This window comes from Nonomuraea endophytica (assembly GCF_014203235.1).
GTDB lineage: Bacteria > Actinomycetota > Actinomycetes > Streptosporangiales > Streptosporangiaceae > Nonomuraea > Nonomuraea endophytica.
Genome location: NZ_JACHIN010000001.1, coordinates 810,062 through 826,546, shown reverse-complemented (window position 1 = coordinate 826,546; position 16,485 = coordinate 810,062). Strand labels below are relative to the sequence as shown.

General features: G+C 70.1%; 18 protein-coding genes. 9 read left to right on the top strand and 9 right to left on the bottom strand.

Annotated features, from left to right (window positions below):
• Window position 1: 1 nt before the first annotated feature.
• On the bottom strand, window positions 2-937 hold the full coding sequence (locus HNR40_RS03925) for a ribose-phosphate diphosphokinase (protein WP_184958404.1): 936 nt from the start codon (window positions 935-937) through the stop codon (window positions 2-4).
• 68 nt (window positions 938-1,005) lie between these two features.
• On the opposite strand from HNR40_RS03925, the gene HNR40_RS03920 reads away from it, so the two are divergent.
• On the top strand, window positions 1,006-2,037 hold the full coding sequence (locus HNR40_RS03920) for an AI-2E family transporter (RefSeq protein WP_184958403.1): 1,032 nt from the start codon (window positions 1,006-1,008) through the stop codon (window positions 2,035-2,037).
• Here HNR40_RS03920 and HNR40_RS03915 read toward each other — a convergent pair.
• The 4 genes from HNR40_RS03915 to HNR40_RS03900 all read right to left on the bottom strand — a co-directional run bounded on the left by HNR40_RS03915 (window position 2,021) and on the right by HNR40_RS03900 (window position 4,756).
• Window positions 2,021-2,443, bottom strand: a complete 423-nt coding sequence (locus HNR40_RS03915; protein ID WP_184958402.1) for an ester cyclase — start codon at window positions 2,441-2,443, stop codon at window positions 2,021-2,023. The two genes, HNR40_RS03920 and HNR40_RS03915, sit on opposite strands and share 17 nt — an antisense overlap.
• Window positions 2,444-2,513: 70 nt before the next feature.
• Window positions 2,514-2,795 carry a GNAT family N-acetyltransferase gene (locus HNR40_RS03910; RefSeq protein ID WP_184958401.1) on the bottom strand — a complete coding sequence of 94 codons (282 nt, stop codon included), beginning with the start codon at window positions 2,793-2,795 and terminating at the stop codon, window positions 2,514-2,516.
• Between the two features lie 19 nt (window positions 2,796-2,814).
• Window positions 2,815-3,459, bottom strand: coding sequence for an HAD family hydrolase (locus tag HNR40_RS03905; protein WP_312896172.1), 645 nt, complete (start codon window positions 3,457-3,459; stop codon window positions 2,815-2,817).
• 4 nt (window positions 3,460-3,463) lie between these two features.
• Window positions 3,464-4,756: an alpha/beta hydrolase family protein gene (locus HNR40_RS03900; protein ID WP_184958399.1), complete on the bottom strand. Its 1,293-nt coding sequence runs from the start codon at window positions 4,754-4,756 to the stop codon at window positions 3,464-3,466.
• Between the two features lie 144 nt (window positions 4,757-4,900).
• Between HNR40_RS03900 and HNR40_RS03895 the strand changes: the two genes are divergently transcribed.
• Window positions 4,901-6,010, top strand: coding sequence for a sensor histidine kinase (locus HNR40_RS03895; protein WP_184958398.1), 1,110 nt, complete (start codon window positions 4,901-4,903; stop codon window positions 6,008-6,010).
• Window positions 6,007-6,675, top strand: a complete 669-nt coding sequence (locus HNR40_RS03890; RefSeq protein ID WP_184958396.1) for a response regulator — start codon at window positions 6,007-6,009, stop codon at window positions 6,673-6,675. The genes HNR40_RS03895 and HNR40_RS03890 overlap by 4 nt, the downstream gene beginning before the upstream one ends.
• Here the strand turns inward: HNR40_RS03890 and HNR40_RS03885 are convergent.
• Window positions 6,661-7,065, bottom strand: coding sequence for a DUF2000 family protein (locus HNR40_RS03885; protein ID WP_184958395.1), 405 nt, complete (start codon window positions 7,063-7,065; stop codon window positions 6,661-6,663). The genes HNR40_RS03890 and HNR40_RS03885 overlap by 15 nt on opposite strands.
• Before the next feature lie 35 nt (window positions 7,066-7,100).
• Here HNR40_RS03885 and HNR40_RS03880 point away from each other — a divergent pair, with 35 nt between their 5' ends.
• From HNR40_RS03880 to HNR40_RS56065, 3 genes are all read left to right on the top strand, one after another.
• Window positions 7,101-7,937 (top strand): AraC family transcriptional regulator, encoded by an 837-nt coding sequence (locus HNR40_RS03880; protein ID WP_246508326.1) that lies wholly within the window; start codon window positions 7,101-7,103, stop codon window positions 7,935-7,937.
• A 193-nt stretch (window positions 7,938-8,130) separates the two neighbouring features.
• Window positions 8,131-9,504, top strand: a complete 1,374-nt coding sequence (locus HNR40_RS03875; RefSeq protein WP_184958393.1) for a carbohydrate-binding protein — start codon at window positions 8,131-8,133, stop codon at window positions 9,502-9,504.
• A gap of 270 nt (window positions 9,505-9,774) precedes the next feature.
• Window positions 9,775-13,065, top strand: coding sequence for a S8 family serine peptidase (locus HNR40_RS56065; protein ID WP_312896171.1), 3,291 nt, complete (start codon window positions 9,775-9,777; stop codon window positions 13,063-13,065).
• Between the two features lie 12 nt (window positions 13,066-13,077).
• On the opposite strand, the gene HNR40_RS03865 is transcribed toward HNR40_RS56065, so the two are convergent.
• Entirely contained in the window at window positions 13,078-13,311 is a 234-nt protein-coding gene (locus tag HNR40_RS03865; protein WP_184958389.1) for a hypothetical protein, read from the bottom strand.
• A 92-nt stretch (window positions 13,312-13,403) separates the two neighbouring features.
• Between HNR40_RS03865 and HNR40_RS03860 the strand changes: the two genes are divergently transcribed.
• Entirely contained in the window at window positions 13,404-13,784 is a 381-nt protein-coding gene (locus HNR40_RS03860) for an SgcJ/EcaC family oxidoreductase (RefSeq protein WP_184958388.1), read from the top strand.
• Between the two features lie 263 nt (window positions 13,785-14,047).
• Window positions 14,048-14,248: a DUF397 domain-containing protein gene (locus HNR40_RS03855; RefSeq protein WP_312896170.1), complete on the top strand. Its 201-nt coding sequence runs from the start codon at window positions 14,048-14,050 to the stop codon at window positions 14,246-14,248.
• Window positions 14,249-14,268: 20 nt separating this feature from the next.
• Here HNR40_RS03855 and HNR40_RS03850 read toward each other — a convergent pair whose 3' ends face one another.
• Window positions 14,269-14,682 (bottom strand): HAD family hydrolase, encoded by a 414-nt coding sequence (locus tag HNR40_RS03850; protein ID WP_184958384.1) that lies wholly within the window; start codon window positions 14,680-14,682, stop codon window positions 14,269-14,271.
• 172 nt (window positions 14,683-14,854) lie between these two features.
• Here HNR40_RS03850 and HNR40_RS03845 point away from each other — a divergent pair, with 172 nt between their 5' ends.
• Entirely contained in the window at window positions 14,855-15,226 is a 372-nt protein-coding gene (locus HNR40_RS03845; RefSeq protein WP_221339909.1) for a hypothetical protein, read from the top strand.
• A gap of 125 nt (window positions 15,227-15,351) precedes the next feature.
• Here the strand turns inward: HNR40_RS03845 and HNR40_RS03840 are convergent, their stop codons facing one another.
• Window positions 15,352-16,485: an acyl-CoA dehydrogenase family protein gene (locus HNR40_RS03840; RefSeq protein WP_184958382.1), complete on the bottom strand. Its 1,134-nt coding sequence runs from the start codon at window positions 16,483-16,485 to the stop codon at window positions 15,352-15,354.

The window sequence follows — 16,485 nt, the reverse complement described above, 5'->3', positions numbered from 1 at the left end:
GTCAGACGCCGAACAGGGCGCTGACCGACTCGCCCTCGTGGATGCGGCGCATCGCCTCGGCCAGGGCGGGTGCGATGGACAGGACGGTCAGCTTGCCGCCGGACTTGTGGCCGGGCACGGTGTTGGTGCAGACGATCTCCTCGACCTCGGGCCGGTCGCTGAGCCGTTCGATCGCGCCGCTGGAGAACAGGCCGTGGGTGCAGGCCACGCGGACGCTGGTGACGCCGCGCTCCCTGAGCCGGTCGAGCAGTTCGATCATCGTGGTGCCCTTGGCGATCTCGTCGTCGAGCACGATCACGTCCTTGCCCGCGACGTCGCCGATCACCGAGCTGATCACCACCCGGTCGTCGCTGAAGCGCTGCTTGGCGCCCATCGCGACGTCGGCGCCGAGCCGTCGGGCGAAGGCCGCCGCCTCCTTGGCGTTGCCCAGGTCGGGGGAGACCACGACGGTGTTGGACAGGTCATATTGCCGGAAGTGGACGGCCAGCTCCCGCAGCGCGTGCAGGTGGTCGACCGGCACGCTGAAGAAGCCGTGGACCTGCGGCGAGTGGAGCGTCATCGTCAGCACGCGGCCCGCTCCCGCGGCGACCATGAGGTCGGCCACGAGCCGGGCGCCGATGGAGATGCGCGGGGCGTCCTTCTTGTCGGAGCGGGCGTAGGCGTAGTGGGGGAGGACGACCGTGATCCTGGCTGCCGAGGCGCCGCGCGCGGCGTCCAGCATGAGCAACAGCTCCACCAGGTGTTCCTGCGTGGGCGGGACCAGGGGCTGGATCAGATACACGTCGCGCTCGCGGCAGTTGGCCTGCAACTGCACTTCCAGGACGTCGTTGGCGAACCGTTTCACGCTGACCGGGTGCAAGGGGGTGCCCAGATGGGCGCAGATCTCCTCGGCAAGCTCGGGGTGGGCACTTCCGCTGAAGACAGTGATGTCGCGCACGCCACGCAGGATAATGGTCGGCGAGTTGACCACGCTTCGCGGTCGTGAGCTGCCATAACGTAGCGGCCATGCAACTGTCCCGTGGCCTGCGCCTGCTGATCGGCACCGCCGCCGCCGTCGTCGCGCTCGCCGGGATCAAGCACATGAGCCAGATCATCGGGCCCGCCTTCCTCGCGCTCACGCTGACCATCGCGGTCAGCCCTCTGCGCAGGTGGCTGGCGCGCAAGGGCGCGCCCGGCTGGGTCACCGTGTTCGTGCCGCTGGCCACGGTCATCGTCGTCATGGGCGCCCTGGCGCTCTCGCTGGTGGTGGCGCTCGCCCAGCTCGCCACGCTGGTTCCCACCTACGCCGCCAAGTACCAGGAGCTGCTGGCGTCGCTGACGACCGAGCTGGGGCGGCTCGGGATCACCTCGGAGCAGGCCAAGGCGATCTTTAGCGGGCTGGACATGGGTCAGCTCGTCAAGGCCGCGCAGGGCATCCTGACCGGGCTGCTCGGTGTGATGTCGGCGGTCGTGCTGATCGTGCTGCTGTTGTTCGGGATGAGCCTGGACGCGAGGTTCGTGCACGGCGCGATCCAACGGCTGTCGCCGTCGCCGCTGGTCTCGGCGCTGGCCGGGTTCGCCAAGGGCACCTGCAACTACCTGGTCGTCTCGACGTTGTTCGGGCTGGTCGTGGCCGTGCTGGACACGGTGGCGCTGGCGATACTCGGGGTTCCGCTGCCGCTGCTGTGGGGACTGCTGGCCTTCATCACCAACTACATCCCCAACGTCGGCTTCATCATCGGGCTGGTGCCTCCGGCGCTGCTGGCGTTGCTGGCGTCGGGCCCGGCCACCATGCTGTGGGTCATCGCCGTCTACTGCGTGCTCAACTTCGTGATCCAGTCGGTCATCCAGCCCAAGTACGCCGGAGCCTCGGCCGGGCTGTCGACCACGCTGACCATGCTGTCGCTGCTGGTGTGGGCCTACGTGCTGGGCGCGCTGGGCGCGATCCTGGCGGTGCCGCTCAGCGCGTTCGTCCGGGCCGTGCTGCTCGACGCCGATCCGGCGACCCGGTGGGCCACGCCCCTGGTCGCCGGGCGGGAGATCACTCCCCGTCCATGAGCCCGAGCTGCTCCAGCAGGTCGGCCGGGTCCCAGTACTGACGGAAGTCGGCGATCTTGCCGTCCGTCAGCTCGGCGAAGATCGCGCCGCGCAGCTCCAGGCGGCGGCCGGTGGGCTCGATCTGCAGGTCGTCGTCGAGCTTGAGCGGGCCGGTGTGCAGGGCGGTCATCGTCCACTCCGCCACCACCGGGCCGCCGGGGAACTCGACCGGCACCGCCCGCACCTGAATCTCCGACAGGGCGTCGCTCCTGCCGACGGCCTCGGCGATGAGGTCCTCGATCGAGGCGATGTCCTCGCCCGCGCTCCAGCCGATCACGTTGGGCGAGTAGAACTTCCGGATCGCCGAGGCGTCGCCGGTGGCCGACGCGTTGAGCGCGCCGAGCAGGATATTCGTAGCTTGAGCCATAAGTGGGTTCTTATCCGGAAACGGGGCAAGGACCGCTCAAGTCCGGGTCATGGCATGACGTAATGGTGCATCACGGCCGGATGGCCGGTGTCACGAAGAGCCTGGCGACGGTCAGTGCCCGTGCGCTGCCGACGATCTCGGCCACGGCGGGGTCCAGATCCTCGGGCACCAGGCCCACGTGGCCGACGACCGCTCCTGGGTCCACGGCGATCCACGCCCGGTCCATGGACGGCGGAGCCAGCCAGCCACGCGGATCCGCAGGCCACGAGACCGGGTAGCCGTCGGCCTTCTGAACCTCGGCCAGCGCCTCGACACAGGCGTCCAAATCCGCCTCCAGCCTCGCCCTGATCATCCGTCCACCGCCGCGGGCGTCAAGACGTCACCGCGGCGGGTGTCAGGGCGTCCAGGTTTGGTAGCACCTTCCAGGCCAGGGCCAGCGCGTCGGCGGCGGGCGGGTAGACCGGGTGGGGGATGGCGAGCACCCGCATGCCGGCGGCGTGCGCCGAGCGCAGGCCGTTGCTGGAGTCCTCCACGGCCGCGCACCGCTCCGGCGCCACGCCCAGGGCGTGGGCGGCGGCCAGGTAGCCGTCGGGGGCCGGCTTGCCGCGCTCGACCTCCTCGGTGGAGACGGTCGCGGTGAAGTGCTCGCCCAGCCCGGTCTCCGCCAGCACCGTGTCGATCAGCGCGCGGGGCGAGGAACTGGCCAGGCCCAGCGGCACGGCCGCGGCCATCCGCGCCACCGCCTCGACGGCGCCGGGCAGCAGCGGGACGCCCTTGTCGTGGTAGCGGGCCTTCATCTGCTCGATCACGCCGCGCGCGATCTCGTCCGGCGGTAGGTGCACGCCGAGTTCGTGCAGGTAGGCGGCCCACTCGCCGGTGCTCATGCCCATCAGCCTGGACTGGGTGTCGGGTTGCCAGGCGCCGCCGTGCCCGGCGACGAAGGCGCGGCGTACCTCCTCCCAGACGGGTTCGGAGTCGACGAGCACGCCATCAAGGTCGAATACACAGGCTTCCACCACATCAGGGTACGAGCAGGCCCCAGTAGACCCCCCACGGGATGAAGACGAGGCCGGCGACGGCGGTCAGCCGTACCCGGAAGGAGGCGGCGCGCCACTGCGTGAGGCAGGTCAGCGCGGCGACGGCGGCCACGGCGGCGAACAGCTGGGCGGCGAGCCAGGACAGCGGGCGGCCCATGAGCAGCGGACCGGCCTGCACGCCGCGCGAGGTCGACGACATCAGCATCGAGACCAGCGTGTACGCGAACGCGACCAGCGAGAGCGACCCGGTGATGGCGACCAGGCGGGCGGCCCAGCTGCCCTGGCCGAGCGGCCGGATGGTGTAGGCGAGGTAGGCCAGCAACAGCAGGACCATGACGCCGATCTGCAGCTGCCACGACTCCCACCAGGCCGAGGGCGGCGTGTCGACGCTGCGCGGCTGGGCGGGCAGCGGCTCGTCGACGGCCGCCGGGACCTTGCCCGCGGCGACCTCGCGCACCCAGGAGCCCACGGCGTCGGCGTAGCCGGGAGTGAGCGTGCCCGAGCCCTGGTGCAGGGAGTGGCCGGCCCCGGCGAAGAACTTGACGGTGAGCCCGGCGGGGATGTTCGCCCGGAAACGTTCCGCGCTCTCGGCGGGCGGCACCTGGTTGTCTTCCGCGCCCCACAGCGCCAGCAGGGGCTGCTTGATGCGACGCAGCTCGGGGGCCGGGTCGTGATAGGCCGAGGCGAACAGTCCCGCGTCGGCGGCGAGGCGGTGGAAGGTCCGCGCGTACGAGCTGCGCAGCGAGCCCTTGATCCCGGCGCGGTCGAGCTTGTTGGCCGCGTTCCACGACTGGGTGCGCAGCGGGCTGAGCCCGGGGCCGCCCACGGTGACCAGGAAGTCCACGGATTGGCTCCGGTTGGCGGCGATCGGCGCGACCCAGCCGCCCTCGCTGATGCCCCACAGCCCGGCCCGGCCCACCGAGGGGTGCTTCTTCAGCACCGCGAAGGCGGCGAGGGCGTCGTCGGCCAGCGCGTAGTAGTCGCGGCGGGTCGTGCTGTAGCCCGCGCTGCGCTTGTCCGGGGCCAGGACCACCAGGCCCTGGCGGGCGAAGGCGTCCGCCTCCGCCTGGAGGTCGCGCCAGCTGTTGCCGCCGCCGGAGCCGTGCAGGAGCACCAGCCCCGGCCGCTTGCCCGCGGGCTCGGCGGGTTCGAAGACGCGGCCGCCGAGCTTCTGGCCGTCCTGCGTGGTGAAGGTGATGTCGGTGGTCTTCACCTCCGCCTGGGCGGCCGGGGTGTGCAGGGACAGGGCCAGCAAGGCCGTGGCGACGAGTTTCATGAGGGTCCTTCTCTCGGCGGAACGCCACCAAGTCTCGAAAAATCGGGCTTTGGGGGCATCGCCGGTGCGGGCGATCTGCGTACTGGGTCGCGCGGGGGATTTCGGCGCCCGCCCGCAAGGGGATACTGAGGCCTTGTGTCCGAAATGTTCCGTAGCTGGGAGCGGCGGGCCGCCGCCTGGCTACGCGGGCTGCCGCCCCTCGTCGTCGACTTCGCCATCGCCCTGCTGGTGCTGGTCGGGCAGAGCGTGCCCTTCTTCTACGCCACGCGCAGGCTCGGCCCGGAGCCGTGGAGCATGGTCGAGTACTGGCCGGTCCTGCTCGGGGTGGTGCCGCTGCTGGTGCGCCGCCGGTATCCGCTGACCGTGCTGACCCTGTGCGTCGCCTCCGCGGCCATCTACTCGCTGCGCGACCCCGACCTGCCGCCCCAGCCCATCTGGTACGGCTGGCTGGTCGCGCTCTACACCGTCGCCGCGCTCTCGCCCCGCTGGAAACGTTCCGTGGCGATCGTGCTCAGCATCACGCCGGCCTTCGGCGTCTCGCCGGTGACCTTCATCCGCGGCGTGCTCACCGCGCTCGGCGCCTACGCGCTGGGCCGGGCCACGGTGCACTACCGCGAGCGCGCGGCGCTGCTGGAGGAGCGGGCCGTCGAACGGGAGCGGGCCAGGATCGCCCGCGACATGCACGACATCCTGGCCCACGGGATCAGCATCATGATCGTGCAGGCCGAGGCGGGGCCGCTGGCCGTACGGGCCGCTCCGGAACGCGCGGAGAAGGCGTTCGAGGCGATCGGCGCGGCCGGGCGCGACGCGCAGGCGCAGTTGCGGCGGATGCTCAACCTCCTGAAGGAGGAGGAAGGCCCACGCGCCCCGCAGCCCACGCTCGACGGCCTGGCCGACCTGGTCGCGCGGGTCTCGGAAGCCGGCCCCACGGTACGGCTGGCCGTTACGGGCACCCCGTCCCCGCTCCCGGCCGACGCCGAGGTGGCCGTCTACCGGATCGTGCAGGAGGCGCTGACGAACATGGTCAAACACGCGCAGGCCACCAGCGGCGTGGTCCGGCTCGACTGGAAGGACGACGAACTGCTGATCACGGTGGCCGACGACGGCCGCGGCCAAGCGCCGGGGACGGGCGGCGGCCACGGGCTGATGGGCATGCGCGAGCGGGCCGCCGCGTACGGCGGCGCGGTGGCCGTGACACCGGATATTTCGGGATTTGAGGTTGTAGTGAGCTTGCCGATCGGAGACCAGCAGTGACCATCACCGTCGTCGTCGCGGACGACCAGGAGCTCGTCAGGAGCGGGTTCGCGCTCATCGTGGACTCCCAGCCCGACATGTCGGTGGTGGCGGAGGCGGCCAACGGCCGCGAGGCCGTCGAAGCCGTCCGCGCGCATGCCCCCGCCGTGGCCCTCCTCGACATCCGCATGCCCGAACTCGACGGGATCGCGGCCGCCCGGATCATCTGCGCCGAGACGCCGACGAAGGTCATCATGCTCACCACCTTCGACCAGGACGACTACGTCTACGACGCCCTCCAGGCGGGCGCGAGCGGCTTCCTGCTCAAGGACGTGCGCAGGGACGACCTGGTCCACGCCGTACGCGTGGCCGCCGGCGGCGACGCCCTGCTCGCGCCCGCCGTCACCCGCCGCCTCATCGACGACATGGTCCGGCGCAACGCCCGCCCCGGCCCGCCGCCGCGCTCACTCGACCCGCTCACCGACCGCGAACGCGAGACGCTCACCCTGCTCGGCCGCGGCCTGTCCAACGCCGAGATCGCCGCCACCCTCGTGGTCAGCGAGCACACCGTGAAGACGCACGTCAGCAACGTGCTGAGCAAGCTCGGCCTGCGCGACCGGGTCCAGGCCGTCATCGCCGCCTACGAGAGCGGACTGCTGCGCCCCGGCACGTCAGGGGTGCAGTGACAGGCCCTTGAGCAGCTTGTCCACCAGGTTGCGCGGGCCGTAGACGGCCAGCCCGACCAGCGCCAGGTCGTCGGCGGCGACGGCGCGGACCGCCGCCCGGTTGTCCGCGTCGTGCCCGGTCTTGAACATCTCCTCGATGAACACCGCCGTCCCCACCCCCTTGGCCACCGCCTTCTCCCTGACCGGCCGCAGGTCGTCGGCGGCGTAGACGAGCACCGGCTGGCGGAACAGGGGCAGGTATCCGTTGTCCGAAGCGTCCGCGTAGGGCTCGCCCATCGTCTCCGGGTACGCGCCCGCGACCGCCCCGGCCAGGAACGCGGTCACGTTGAGCTTCTGCCAGGTGGCCAGGTCGGGGCGGACCACGATGGCTATCTTTGTATCGAAACGCATGCTCGTCAGCATGGCCCCGCCGTACCGGAGACGTCTTGAAGGCTCGTGCGCAGGACTGGTCGAGCTACTGGCGCGCGCCCGATCGCCCGCTGGAGGCGATGCACGCGCACTTCGTCGAGCACGTCTACCACCGCCACAGCCACGACAGCTACTCCTTCGGCGTCACCGAGGACGGCGCGCAGTCCTTCAGCTGCCGCGGCGCCGCCCACACCAGCGCCGCCGGCATGATCATGGCGTTCAACCCCGACGAGCCCCACGACGGGCACTCCACCACGGACCTGGGCTTCACCTACCGCATGGTGCACATCGGGCCGAGCCTGGTCGAAGGCGCCCTTGCCGACCTCGCCGGAGGGCGCGCGGGACTGCCGCTGTTCGCGGCGCCGGTGGTCGCCGACCCCGTGCTCGCGGGCGCGCTGCGGCGCCTGCACACCGCGCTGCTCGACGACCGCGCGAGCGCCCTGCGCCGCGACGAGTTGCTCGCCGACACCCTCGCCGCCCTGGTACGGCGGGCCGCCACCACCGCCCCCCGCCTGATCGCCGCGGGCGCCGACGACCAGGTCGCCACGCTCGTCCGCGACCGCCTGCACGCGGCGTTCCTCGACGACGTGACCGCCGACGACCTGGCCGAGGCGGCCGGCCGCAGCCGGTTCGCCGTCTACCGCGCCTTCCACGCCAAGTACGGCATGGCGCCCAGCGACTACCAGCGCCAGCTGCGCCTGCGCGAGGCCCGCCGCCTCATCGCCGGCGGCCTGCCGATCAGCCATGCCGCGATCGCGGCCGGTTTCTCCGACCAGAGCCACCTGACCAGGTGGTTCACCCGCGTCTACGGGCTGACCCCGGGCGCGTACCAGCTGTCAAGCACTCTGGCATAACGTGATGCTGGGACCAGATGTTATGGTCCGGCCACCGCCGTTCACCGGATCTTCAATCATGCGCTTCACCTGCGGAAACGCTCATTCTCTCCTGCTGCCATAACGCGCCGTTCCTAACAGGTTGATATGCCCGGAAAGGCGACTTTCCCCTTTACGTTGACGGCGCGCCCCCCAATTCGAGGAGAGAAACCCCATGCTCCGCAGGCACGTCGTGGGGATGAGCGTCGCGCTCGCCCTCACCCTTGCAGTCGTCCCGGTGGTGGCCTTCGCCGCCTCGGCCGGCGAACCCCCCAACCCCTATGCGCAGGCGCTCGAACAGGCCGCCGTCGTCGCCAACCCCGACCCCAAGGTCGTCGCCGCCCTCCAGCGTGACCTCGGCCTGACCGCTGACCAGGCGCTGGCCCGGCTGGTCAACGAAGCCGCCGCCGCCCAGGTCGAAGCGGACTACTCCGCCCGGCTGGGCAAGAACTTCGGCGGTCTCTGGGTGACCGGGCCGACCGCCGAACTGGTCCTGGCCACCACCCAGTCCGCAGGCTTCTCGCAGATCACCGACCTGGGCGCCAAACCGGTGCTGGTGTCCCACTCGGTCAACGATCTGAAGGCCGTCACCGCCCGCTTCGACAAGCTGGCCCGCCGCATGCCCGCCGGCGTGCACGTCTGGTACGCCGACATCACCGCCAACAAGGTCGTGCTCCAGGCCAAGGACCTCGTCGCCGCGCAGAAGTTCGTCGACTCCAGCGGCGTCAACGCCGCGCTGGTCCAGTTGCAGAAGTCGGAAGAGCAGCCCAGGCCGTTCTACGACGTACGCGGCGGCGACGCCTACTACATCGGCAGCAGCAGCCGCTGCTCGGTGGGCTTCGCGGTAAACCGGCCGGGCAGCCAGGGCGGCTTCGTCACCGCCGGCCACTGCGGCAACACCGGCGCCACCACGACCGGCTTCAACCGCGTCGCGCAGGGCACCTTCCGCGGCTCGTCCTTCCCGGGCAACGACTACGCCTGGGTCGAGGTCAACAGCCAGTGGACGCCCACCAACCTGGTCAACGGCTACAGCCAGGGCAACATCACCATCACCGGATCGACGCAGGCCGCGGTCGGCGCCTCGATCTGCCGCTCCGGCTCGACCACCCAGTACCACTGCGGGACGATCGGCGCGCACAACACCAGCGTCACCTACCCGCAGGGCACCATCACCGGCGTCACCCGGACCTCGGTCTGCGCCGAGCCCGGCGACTCCGGCGGCTCCTTCTTCTCCGGCAACCAGGCGCAGGGCGTCACCTCCGGTGGCTCCGGCAACTGCTCCAGCGGCGGAACGACCTTCCACCAGCCGGTGAACGAGATTCTGCAGACGTACGGGCTCACGCTGCCCGGCGGCACCGGAACTCCGACCTCCACCCCGACCTCCACCCCCACCGGGACGCCTCCCGGCGGGACGTGGGCACCGTGGACCGCTTACGCGGCGGGCGCGACCGTCACCTATGACGGCGCCTCCTACCGCTGCCTGCAGTCCCACACCTCCCAGCCTGGCTGGACACCGCCGGCCGTCCCTGCCCTCTGGCAGCGGATCTAGTCCGGTAGGCGAGCGCCCCCGGAGCGGCGGCTCCTGGGGGCGCTCGGTCATTGTTTGGCCAGGGTGACAGTTGCCATGCTCACCCCGTCAGGGCTGGCAACTTCCCCATCTAGGCCATATCCCACCTGCGAAATAGGCTCCGCATTTGGCATGTCACCCGCGGGGCGGGGCGTCGAGGTGACACACCTCCCGGCGGGTACTCACGCAGCCCTTCAGGGAGGTTTCTCAGTGCCGAGCAATCCCCGCTTATCCGTCGCCGGACGCTTAGCCGTGGGCACCGCTGCCCTCGCACTCGTCCTTTCCGCGGCGCCGCCCGCCATCGCGGGCCCGACACCGGTGGACAAGTGGCGCGTCACGCCGCTCACCGGCGGCCAGCTCGTCGACGGCGACAAGTCCGCCACCGGCAAGCTCGCCAAGAACGACGCCGCGCTGCTCAGCGCCACCAGCGCCGGTGAAGTGAACGTGATGGTCAAGCTCGACTACGACGCGCTGGCCGCGTACCGAGGCGGGCTCAAGGGCCTGCCGGGCACCAGCCCGTCGGTCACCGGCAAGTCGCTCGACGTGCGCGGCACGGATGCCAAGAAGTACGAGTCGCACATCACGAAGATCGAGAACGACTTCCTCGCCGCCCTCGGCAAGGACGTCCCCGCAGCCAAGGCAGGACAGAAGCTCAGGGTCGTGTACGGCGGCATCGCCCTCCGTCTGCCCGCCAACCAGGCCAAGAACCTGGTCAAGCTGCCCGGCGTCGCCGCGGTACAGTCCGACGCGCCCGAGCAGTTGCTCACCGACTCCAGCCCCGCCTTCATCGGCGCGCCCACCATCTACAACAAGCTCGGCGGCGCGCCCAGCTCCGGCAAGGGCGTCAACGTCGGCATCCTCGACTCCGGCGCCTGGCCGGAACACCCGTCCTTCGCCGACCCCGGCACCCTGCCGGCGCCCGGCCCCACCAAGGACGGCACGCCGCGCATCTGCGACTTCGGCGACAACCCGCTCACGCCGACTCCCGACGTGTTCGCCTGCAACAACAAGCTGATCGGCGGCGGACCGTTCCTGGACACCTACAACGCCGTCATCGGCGGCGAGGTGTACGGCGACTCCGCGCGTGACTCCAACGGCCACGGCACCCACACCGCCACCACCTCGGCCGGCGGCCCCGTCGCCGACGCCAACCCGCTCGGCATCAGCCGCGGCCCCATCCACGGCATCGCGCCCGCCGCGCAGGTGTCGGTCTACAAGGTCTGCGGCGCCGAGGGCTGCTTCCCCTCCGACTCCGCGCAGGCCGTCGGCCGGGCCATCCTCGACGGCGTCCGGGTGATCAACTTCTCGATCTCCGGTGGCACCGACCCCTACAGCGACCCGGTCGAGCTGGCCTTCCTCGACGCGTACGCCGCCGGTGTGCTGGTGTCCGCCTCGGCCGGCAACGCCGGACCAGGCGCAGCCACGGTCAACCACGTCAGCCCGTGGGTGACCACCGTCGCCGCCTCCACGCAGACCCGGACGTTCCGTTCCACGGTCTCGCTCAAGGGCTCAGGCACCAACACCGCAACGGTCTCCGGGTCCACGGTCACCGCGGGTGTCACCACTCCGGCGCAGGTGGTGCTCGCTTCGGCGCCGCCGTACTCGAACGCGCAGTGCACCACGCCGGCCCCGGCAGGACTGTTCGCCGGGAAGATCGTCGCGTGTGAGCGCGGGCCGAACCGCGTGCTCAAGGGCTTCAACGTCAAGCAGGGCGGCGCCGTGGGCATGCTGCTCTACAATTCCACCCCGCTCGACATCATGACCGACAACCACTGGCTGCCGACCGTCCACCTGGACAAGCCCGACGGTGACGCGCTGCTGGCGTTCCTCGCGGCCAACCCCGGCACCACCGCCACGTTCGCGCAGGGCACGAAGACCACGTGGCAGGGCGACGCCATCACCACGTTCTCCTCGCGCGGCCCCGGCGGCGACTTCCTCAAGCCCGACGTCACCGCGCCCGGCCTGCACATCCTCGCCGGCACGACGCCGACGCCGGAGAGCCCGCTCGAAGGCCCGCCCGGCAACCTCTACCAGTCCATCGCGGGCACCTCGATGTCCTCGCCGCACGTGGCCGGCTCCGCCGCGCTCGTCTTCGCCCTCAACCCGACCTGGACGCCCGGCCAGGTCAAGTCGGCGCTGGAGAGCACCGCGACCACCAAGGTCACCAAGCAGGACCGGACCACCCCGGCCGACCCGTTCGACTTCGGCGGCGGGCGCATCGACCTCACCAAGGCCGGCGACCCCGGCCTGACCATGGACGAGAGCGCCGCCAACTTCGTGGCCGCCGAGACCGACACGCTCAACCGCATCGACCTCAACCTGCCGTCGGTGAACGCGCCCACCATGCCCGGTGTCATCACCGCCAAGCGCACGCTCACCAACGTCACCAACAAGACGCTCACCTTCACCGCCACCGGCACGACCGTGAACGGCGCGCACATCGCCGTCCTGCCGCCGCTCGTGGTGGTCAAGCCCGGCAAGAGCGCCAAGATCGAAGTCGTGATCGCCGCGCCCGAACTGCCCGACGGCCAGTACTTCGGCCAGGTCAACCTCAAGCAGGTCGGCGGCTCGCGCAACCTGCACCTGCCGGTCGCGTTCTTCCGCAAGGAAGGCGCCATCCCGATCGACCAGACCTGCGCCCCGGCCGCCATCCCGCGCAACACCGGCGAGTCGGTCTGCACGGTCTCCGTCCAGAACAACACCCTGCAGGACGCCGAGGTCACCGCGCTCAGCACGCTCGACAGCAAGCTGCGCCTGAACTCGGTCACCGGCGCCACCAAGGTCGGCAGCCAGATCGCCACCACCAAGCAGACCCTGGCCGCCCGTCAGCCCGACCGGCCCGGCATCGCCCCCGGCACCAGCCCGGCGGGCTACCTGCCGCTGTCCGACTTCGGCATCACGCCCATCGCCGTCGGCGATGAGCAGGCGCTCAACTTCACCGTCCCGCCGTACGTCTACGCGGGCAAGACGTACAATCGCATCGGCATCGTCTCCAACGGCTACAGCGTGGCCGGCGGCACGAACGGCAGCGAGGACATCTCCTTCACGCCGCAGACCCTGCCCGATCCGGCCCGTCCCAACAACGTCCTGGCCTCGTACTGGACCGACCTCGACGGCACCGGCGCCCCGGGCATCTACGCCGCGACCCTCACCGACGGCGTCAGCACGTGGCTGGTGCTCGAATGGCGGGTCAACCTTTTCGGCACCACGGCGCAGAAGGTCTTCCAGCAGTGGATCGGCGTCAACGGCACCGAGGACATCAGCTTCACCTACGACCCCGCCAACCTGCCCGGTAGCCCGCCGGCAGGCTTCGGCCTGACGGTCGGCGCGGAGAACGACGAGGGTACGGCCGGCGGCCAGATCGCCGGCCCGCCCACCACCGACCTGCGCGTCACCAGCACGCCCGGCGCGCCCGGCGGCACCCTCACCTACACCATGAAGGTGAAGGGTGTGGCCAACGGAGTGGGCTCGGTCACGACGGCCACGTCGACACCGCAGGTGAAGGGCATCACCGTGGAGGTGGACAAGATAACCGTCCAGTAATCCGTTAGTCCGTCATGAGGGGTCCGGCCGCGCGCCGGGCCCCTCATCCATGTGCCGGGGCTTGTCGGCCCGCACCCACATCACCCCCGGCAAGGCGCCGACCTCCACCCCGGGCCCGTCCGCCACCACGACCACCTGGCCGGGCCTGAGCTCCCTGAGCACCGTCAGCCCGGGAACCTCCGCGACGACCGCCCGGAACTCCCCCGGAGAGCAGTCGATCCCCACGACGTACGCGACTTTGGCCATCTCCCCACGCTACTTGCGGAGCGCTCCGCTCCGCTTTAGAGTGCTTATCGGAGCGATTCGCTCCGATAACTTGCTGGAAGGGATGCCCCGTCATGGAAGACACGATCCGTCAGCTGGTGGCCGACGCCTCCCGCCACCAGAGCGACCCCGAGCCGTTCCTCGCCCTGCACACCGACGACACGACCCTCGTGAACTTCGGCGGCCGCCGCGTGGTGGGCAAGGAAGCCCTGGAGGAGGCCATGAAGGCGGCGCTGGCGACGCCGCTGGCCAAGGTGGTGACGAGTGCGGAGGTGGCCGACATCCGGTTCGTACGCCCTGATGTGGCGATCGTCGGTGTCCTGAAGCGGGTCTCCGACGAACGGGACGGCGCCAACGACCCCCTGCACGCGACGGAGGGCTGGCTCACCTACGTGGTCGTGCGGAACGACGGCACCTGGCAGATCGCCTCCGCCCAAACCACCCCAATTCTGTAGGGCCCTTGGACGTCCCGGAAGGTTTACGATCCGTGAGCCGCGGGGGTTTCCATGAGCCGTCAGGGAAGACGGCGAGCCGCTCCTGACCCTTAGCGCGGATCGATACGAACGGACGAGATCAGCACGTACACCGTCGAGATCTGGAAGATCACCGCTATGGTCCCCTGAAGCAGGAGCGCGCCCCGGCGGCTCCTTCCCCGATGAACACGGATGGCGATGACGAGCAACGCCTGGTTGTGACGCTGAAACGAGAGGAGGCAGCAGTGAGCTCAGGGGAACATCATGCGAGCTGGCGCAAGAGCAGTTTCAGCGCGGCGAACGGGGCCTGCGTGGAGGTGGCGGGGCTGCCCGGTCGGCAGGTGGATGTCCGCGACTCCAAGAAACCGGCCGGAGATGTGCTGGTCGTCTCTGCGGACGAGTGGGGCAGGTTCGTGAGCTCCATCAAGGCCGAACCGGGCTGGTAAGCACGCGAGCAGCCGCTACGTCAGGGCAAGATCCTGAATGCATGGGTCATGTCGCCGACCACGTGATCCGCTTCGCGGCCGGCGTCGGGCAGGTTGTCGTGGTCCACCCAGATGGTCCGGAGTCCCGCTCCGCGGACGCCTTCGGCACCAGAAGCGGCGTAGGCGTCCACAGCGTCGGCCAGGCCGGTTCGGTGGATCTTTCCGAGTTGGTTGTCGGCCATGCCGTTGGTGACGATGCCGACCTTCCAACCCGACTCCCGAAGCGTCCTCAGGCCACGGAGCACCTCTGGGCAACATGTCACGAGGTACGGCATCCGCCGCCGGTAAGCCGCCCACAGCACCTCCACCGGATCGGCCAGGCCGAACCGCTCCCTCACGAGGTCGAAGAAGACGTTCCGGTGGGGATGGCTCTGCCGTTCGAGGGCGACCAGCACCTCGACGGCGTCCGCGCCGAGAGCCCGAGTTTCGGCGAACTCCTCGGCCCAGGCCCGGTCGGGCCACCTGGGAAATCTACTCGATCAAGCGTCCTAGCAGGGCATACGCTTGCTGCTGTCTCACGGCCTGCGACGGAACAACCGCGGAGCAGGGACATGATCGGAGGTGCGGGTGGCCATACCGAAGAAGGGCTCTCGGCTCATCACCGTCGATGATGTCGTCTACCGCTGGCGAATCCGTCACAAGCCCACCTACGGACAAGGCATCGGCGAAAGTCCTCTGAGGCTCGCCGTGCAACTGGCCGACGCACCAGGCAGAGTCCTTCTGGTCTCCCTGCGCTGCCACCGCCCCGACACCTGGCTCGGCGAAGAGGCGGCAATGGTGCGCCCGGCCCTCGTTGCCATGGCCATCACCAAAGCACTCCACTCGGGCTGGCTTCCCAGCCAGCGAGGCAGCCAGGTACGCCTCGACCTCTCACGCGATGATCTGGCTGGGTTGGCGGAGATCCGGCCCGCACTATCCTTCACGAGATTCCGGGCATGACCGCGATGGGTCTACCCAGCCAGTCCGACGTGTCCACCGCTTCGGCCAACCCTGTCCGCTGGATCTTGCCGGCAGGACACTGGATGAAGTCCGCGCTCCCCGGCCCGAATAGCGTTTCCACAGGTCTAGAGGTTGCGGGCGATCACCAGGCGTTGGATTTGGTTGGTGCCTTCGAAGATCTGCATGATCTTGGCTTCGCGCATGTAGCGCTCGACCGGGAAGTCGCGTGTGTACCCGTATCCGCCGAACACCTGCACGGCGTCTGTGGTGACCTTCATGGCGGCGTCCGTTGCCACCAGCTTGGCCACGGATGCCTGCCGGCTGTAGGGGAGGTCGGCGTCGCGGCGGCGGGCGGCGTCGAGGTAGGTGGCGCGGGCGGCGTCCACGGCGGCGGCCATGTCGGCCAGGACGAAGGCGAGACCCTGGTGGTCGATGATTTTGCGACCGAAGGTGGTGCGTTCTTTCGCGTACGCCACTGCCGCGTCCAACGCCGCCTGGGCCAGGCCTGTCGCGCACGCGGCGATGCCCAGCCTGCCTGAGTCCAGGGCGCTGAAGGCGATCTGCAGGCCCTGGCCTTCGGTGCCCAGGAGGCGGTCGGGTTCCAGGATGGCGCCGTCCCAGTGGGCTGTGGTGGTGGGGATGGCGTGCAGGCCCATCTTCTCCTCGGGGCGGCCGAAGGTCAGGCCGTCCACGGCGCCGGGGGCGAGGAAGCAGGAGATGCCTCGGTTGCCTTCGCCGGTGCGGGCGAAAAGGGCGTAGAAGTCGGCTATGCCGCCGTGGGTGATCCAGGCTTTGGTGCCGGTGATGCGGTAGCCGTTCTCGACCTTCTCGGCTTTGCAGGTCAGGGCTCCGGCGTCGGATCCGGCCTGGGGCTCGGACAGGCTGTAGCCGCCGATCTGGCGTCCGGCCAGCATGTCGGGCAGCCACCGGTCGATCTGTTCCGGCGTGCCGTACTGCTTGAGGGGGAAGCAGGCGAGCGTGTGGACGCTGACGGCGACCGCCACGGCGGCCCAGCGGGCAGCCAGCTCCTCGAGGACCTGCAGATAGACCTCGTACGGCTGGCCGCCACCACCCAGTTCCTCGGGATAGGCCAGCCCGAGCAGCCCTACTTCGCCCAACTTCGTGAACAGGCCGGTGGGGTAGGTCTCGGCCCGTTCGTGTTCCTCCACGCGGGTCGCGAGCTCCTTGTCGGCCAGCGTGCGCGTGAGGTCGAGCAGGTCGTGCGCGTCCTGGTTGGGGAGGAGGCGGGATACGGCCAC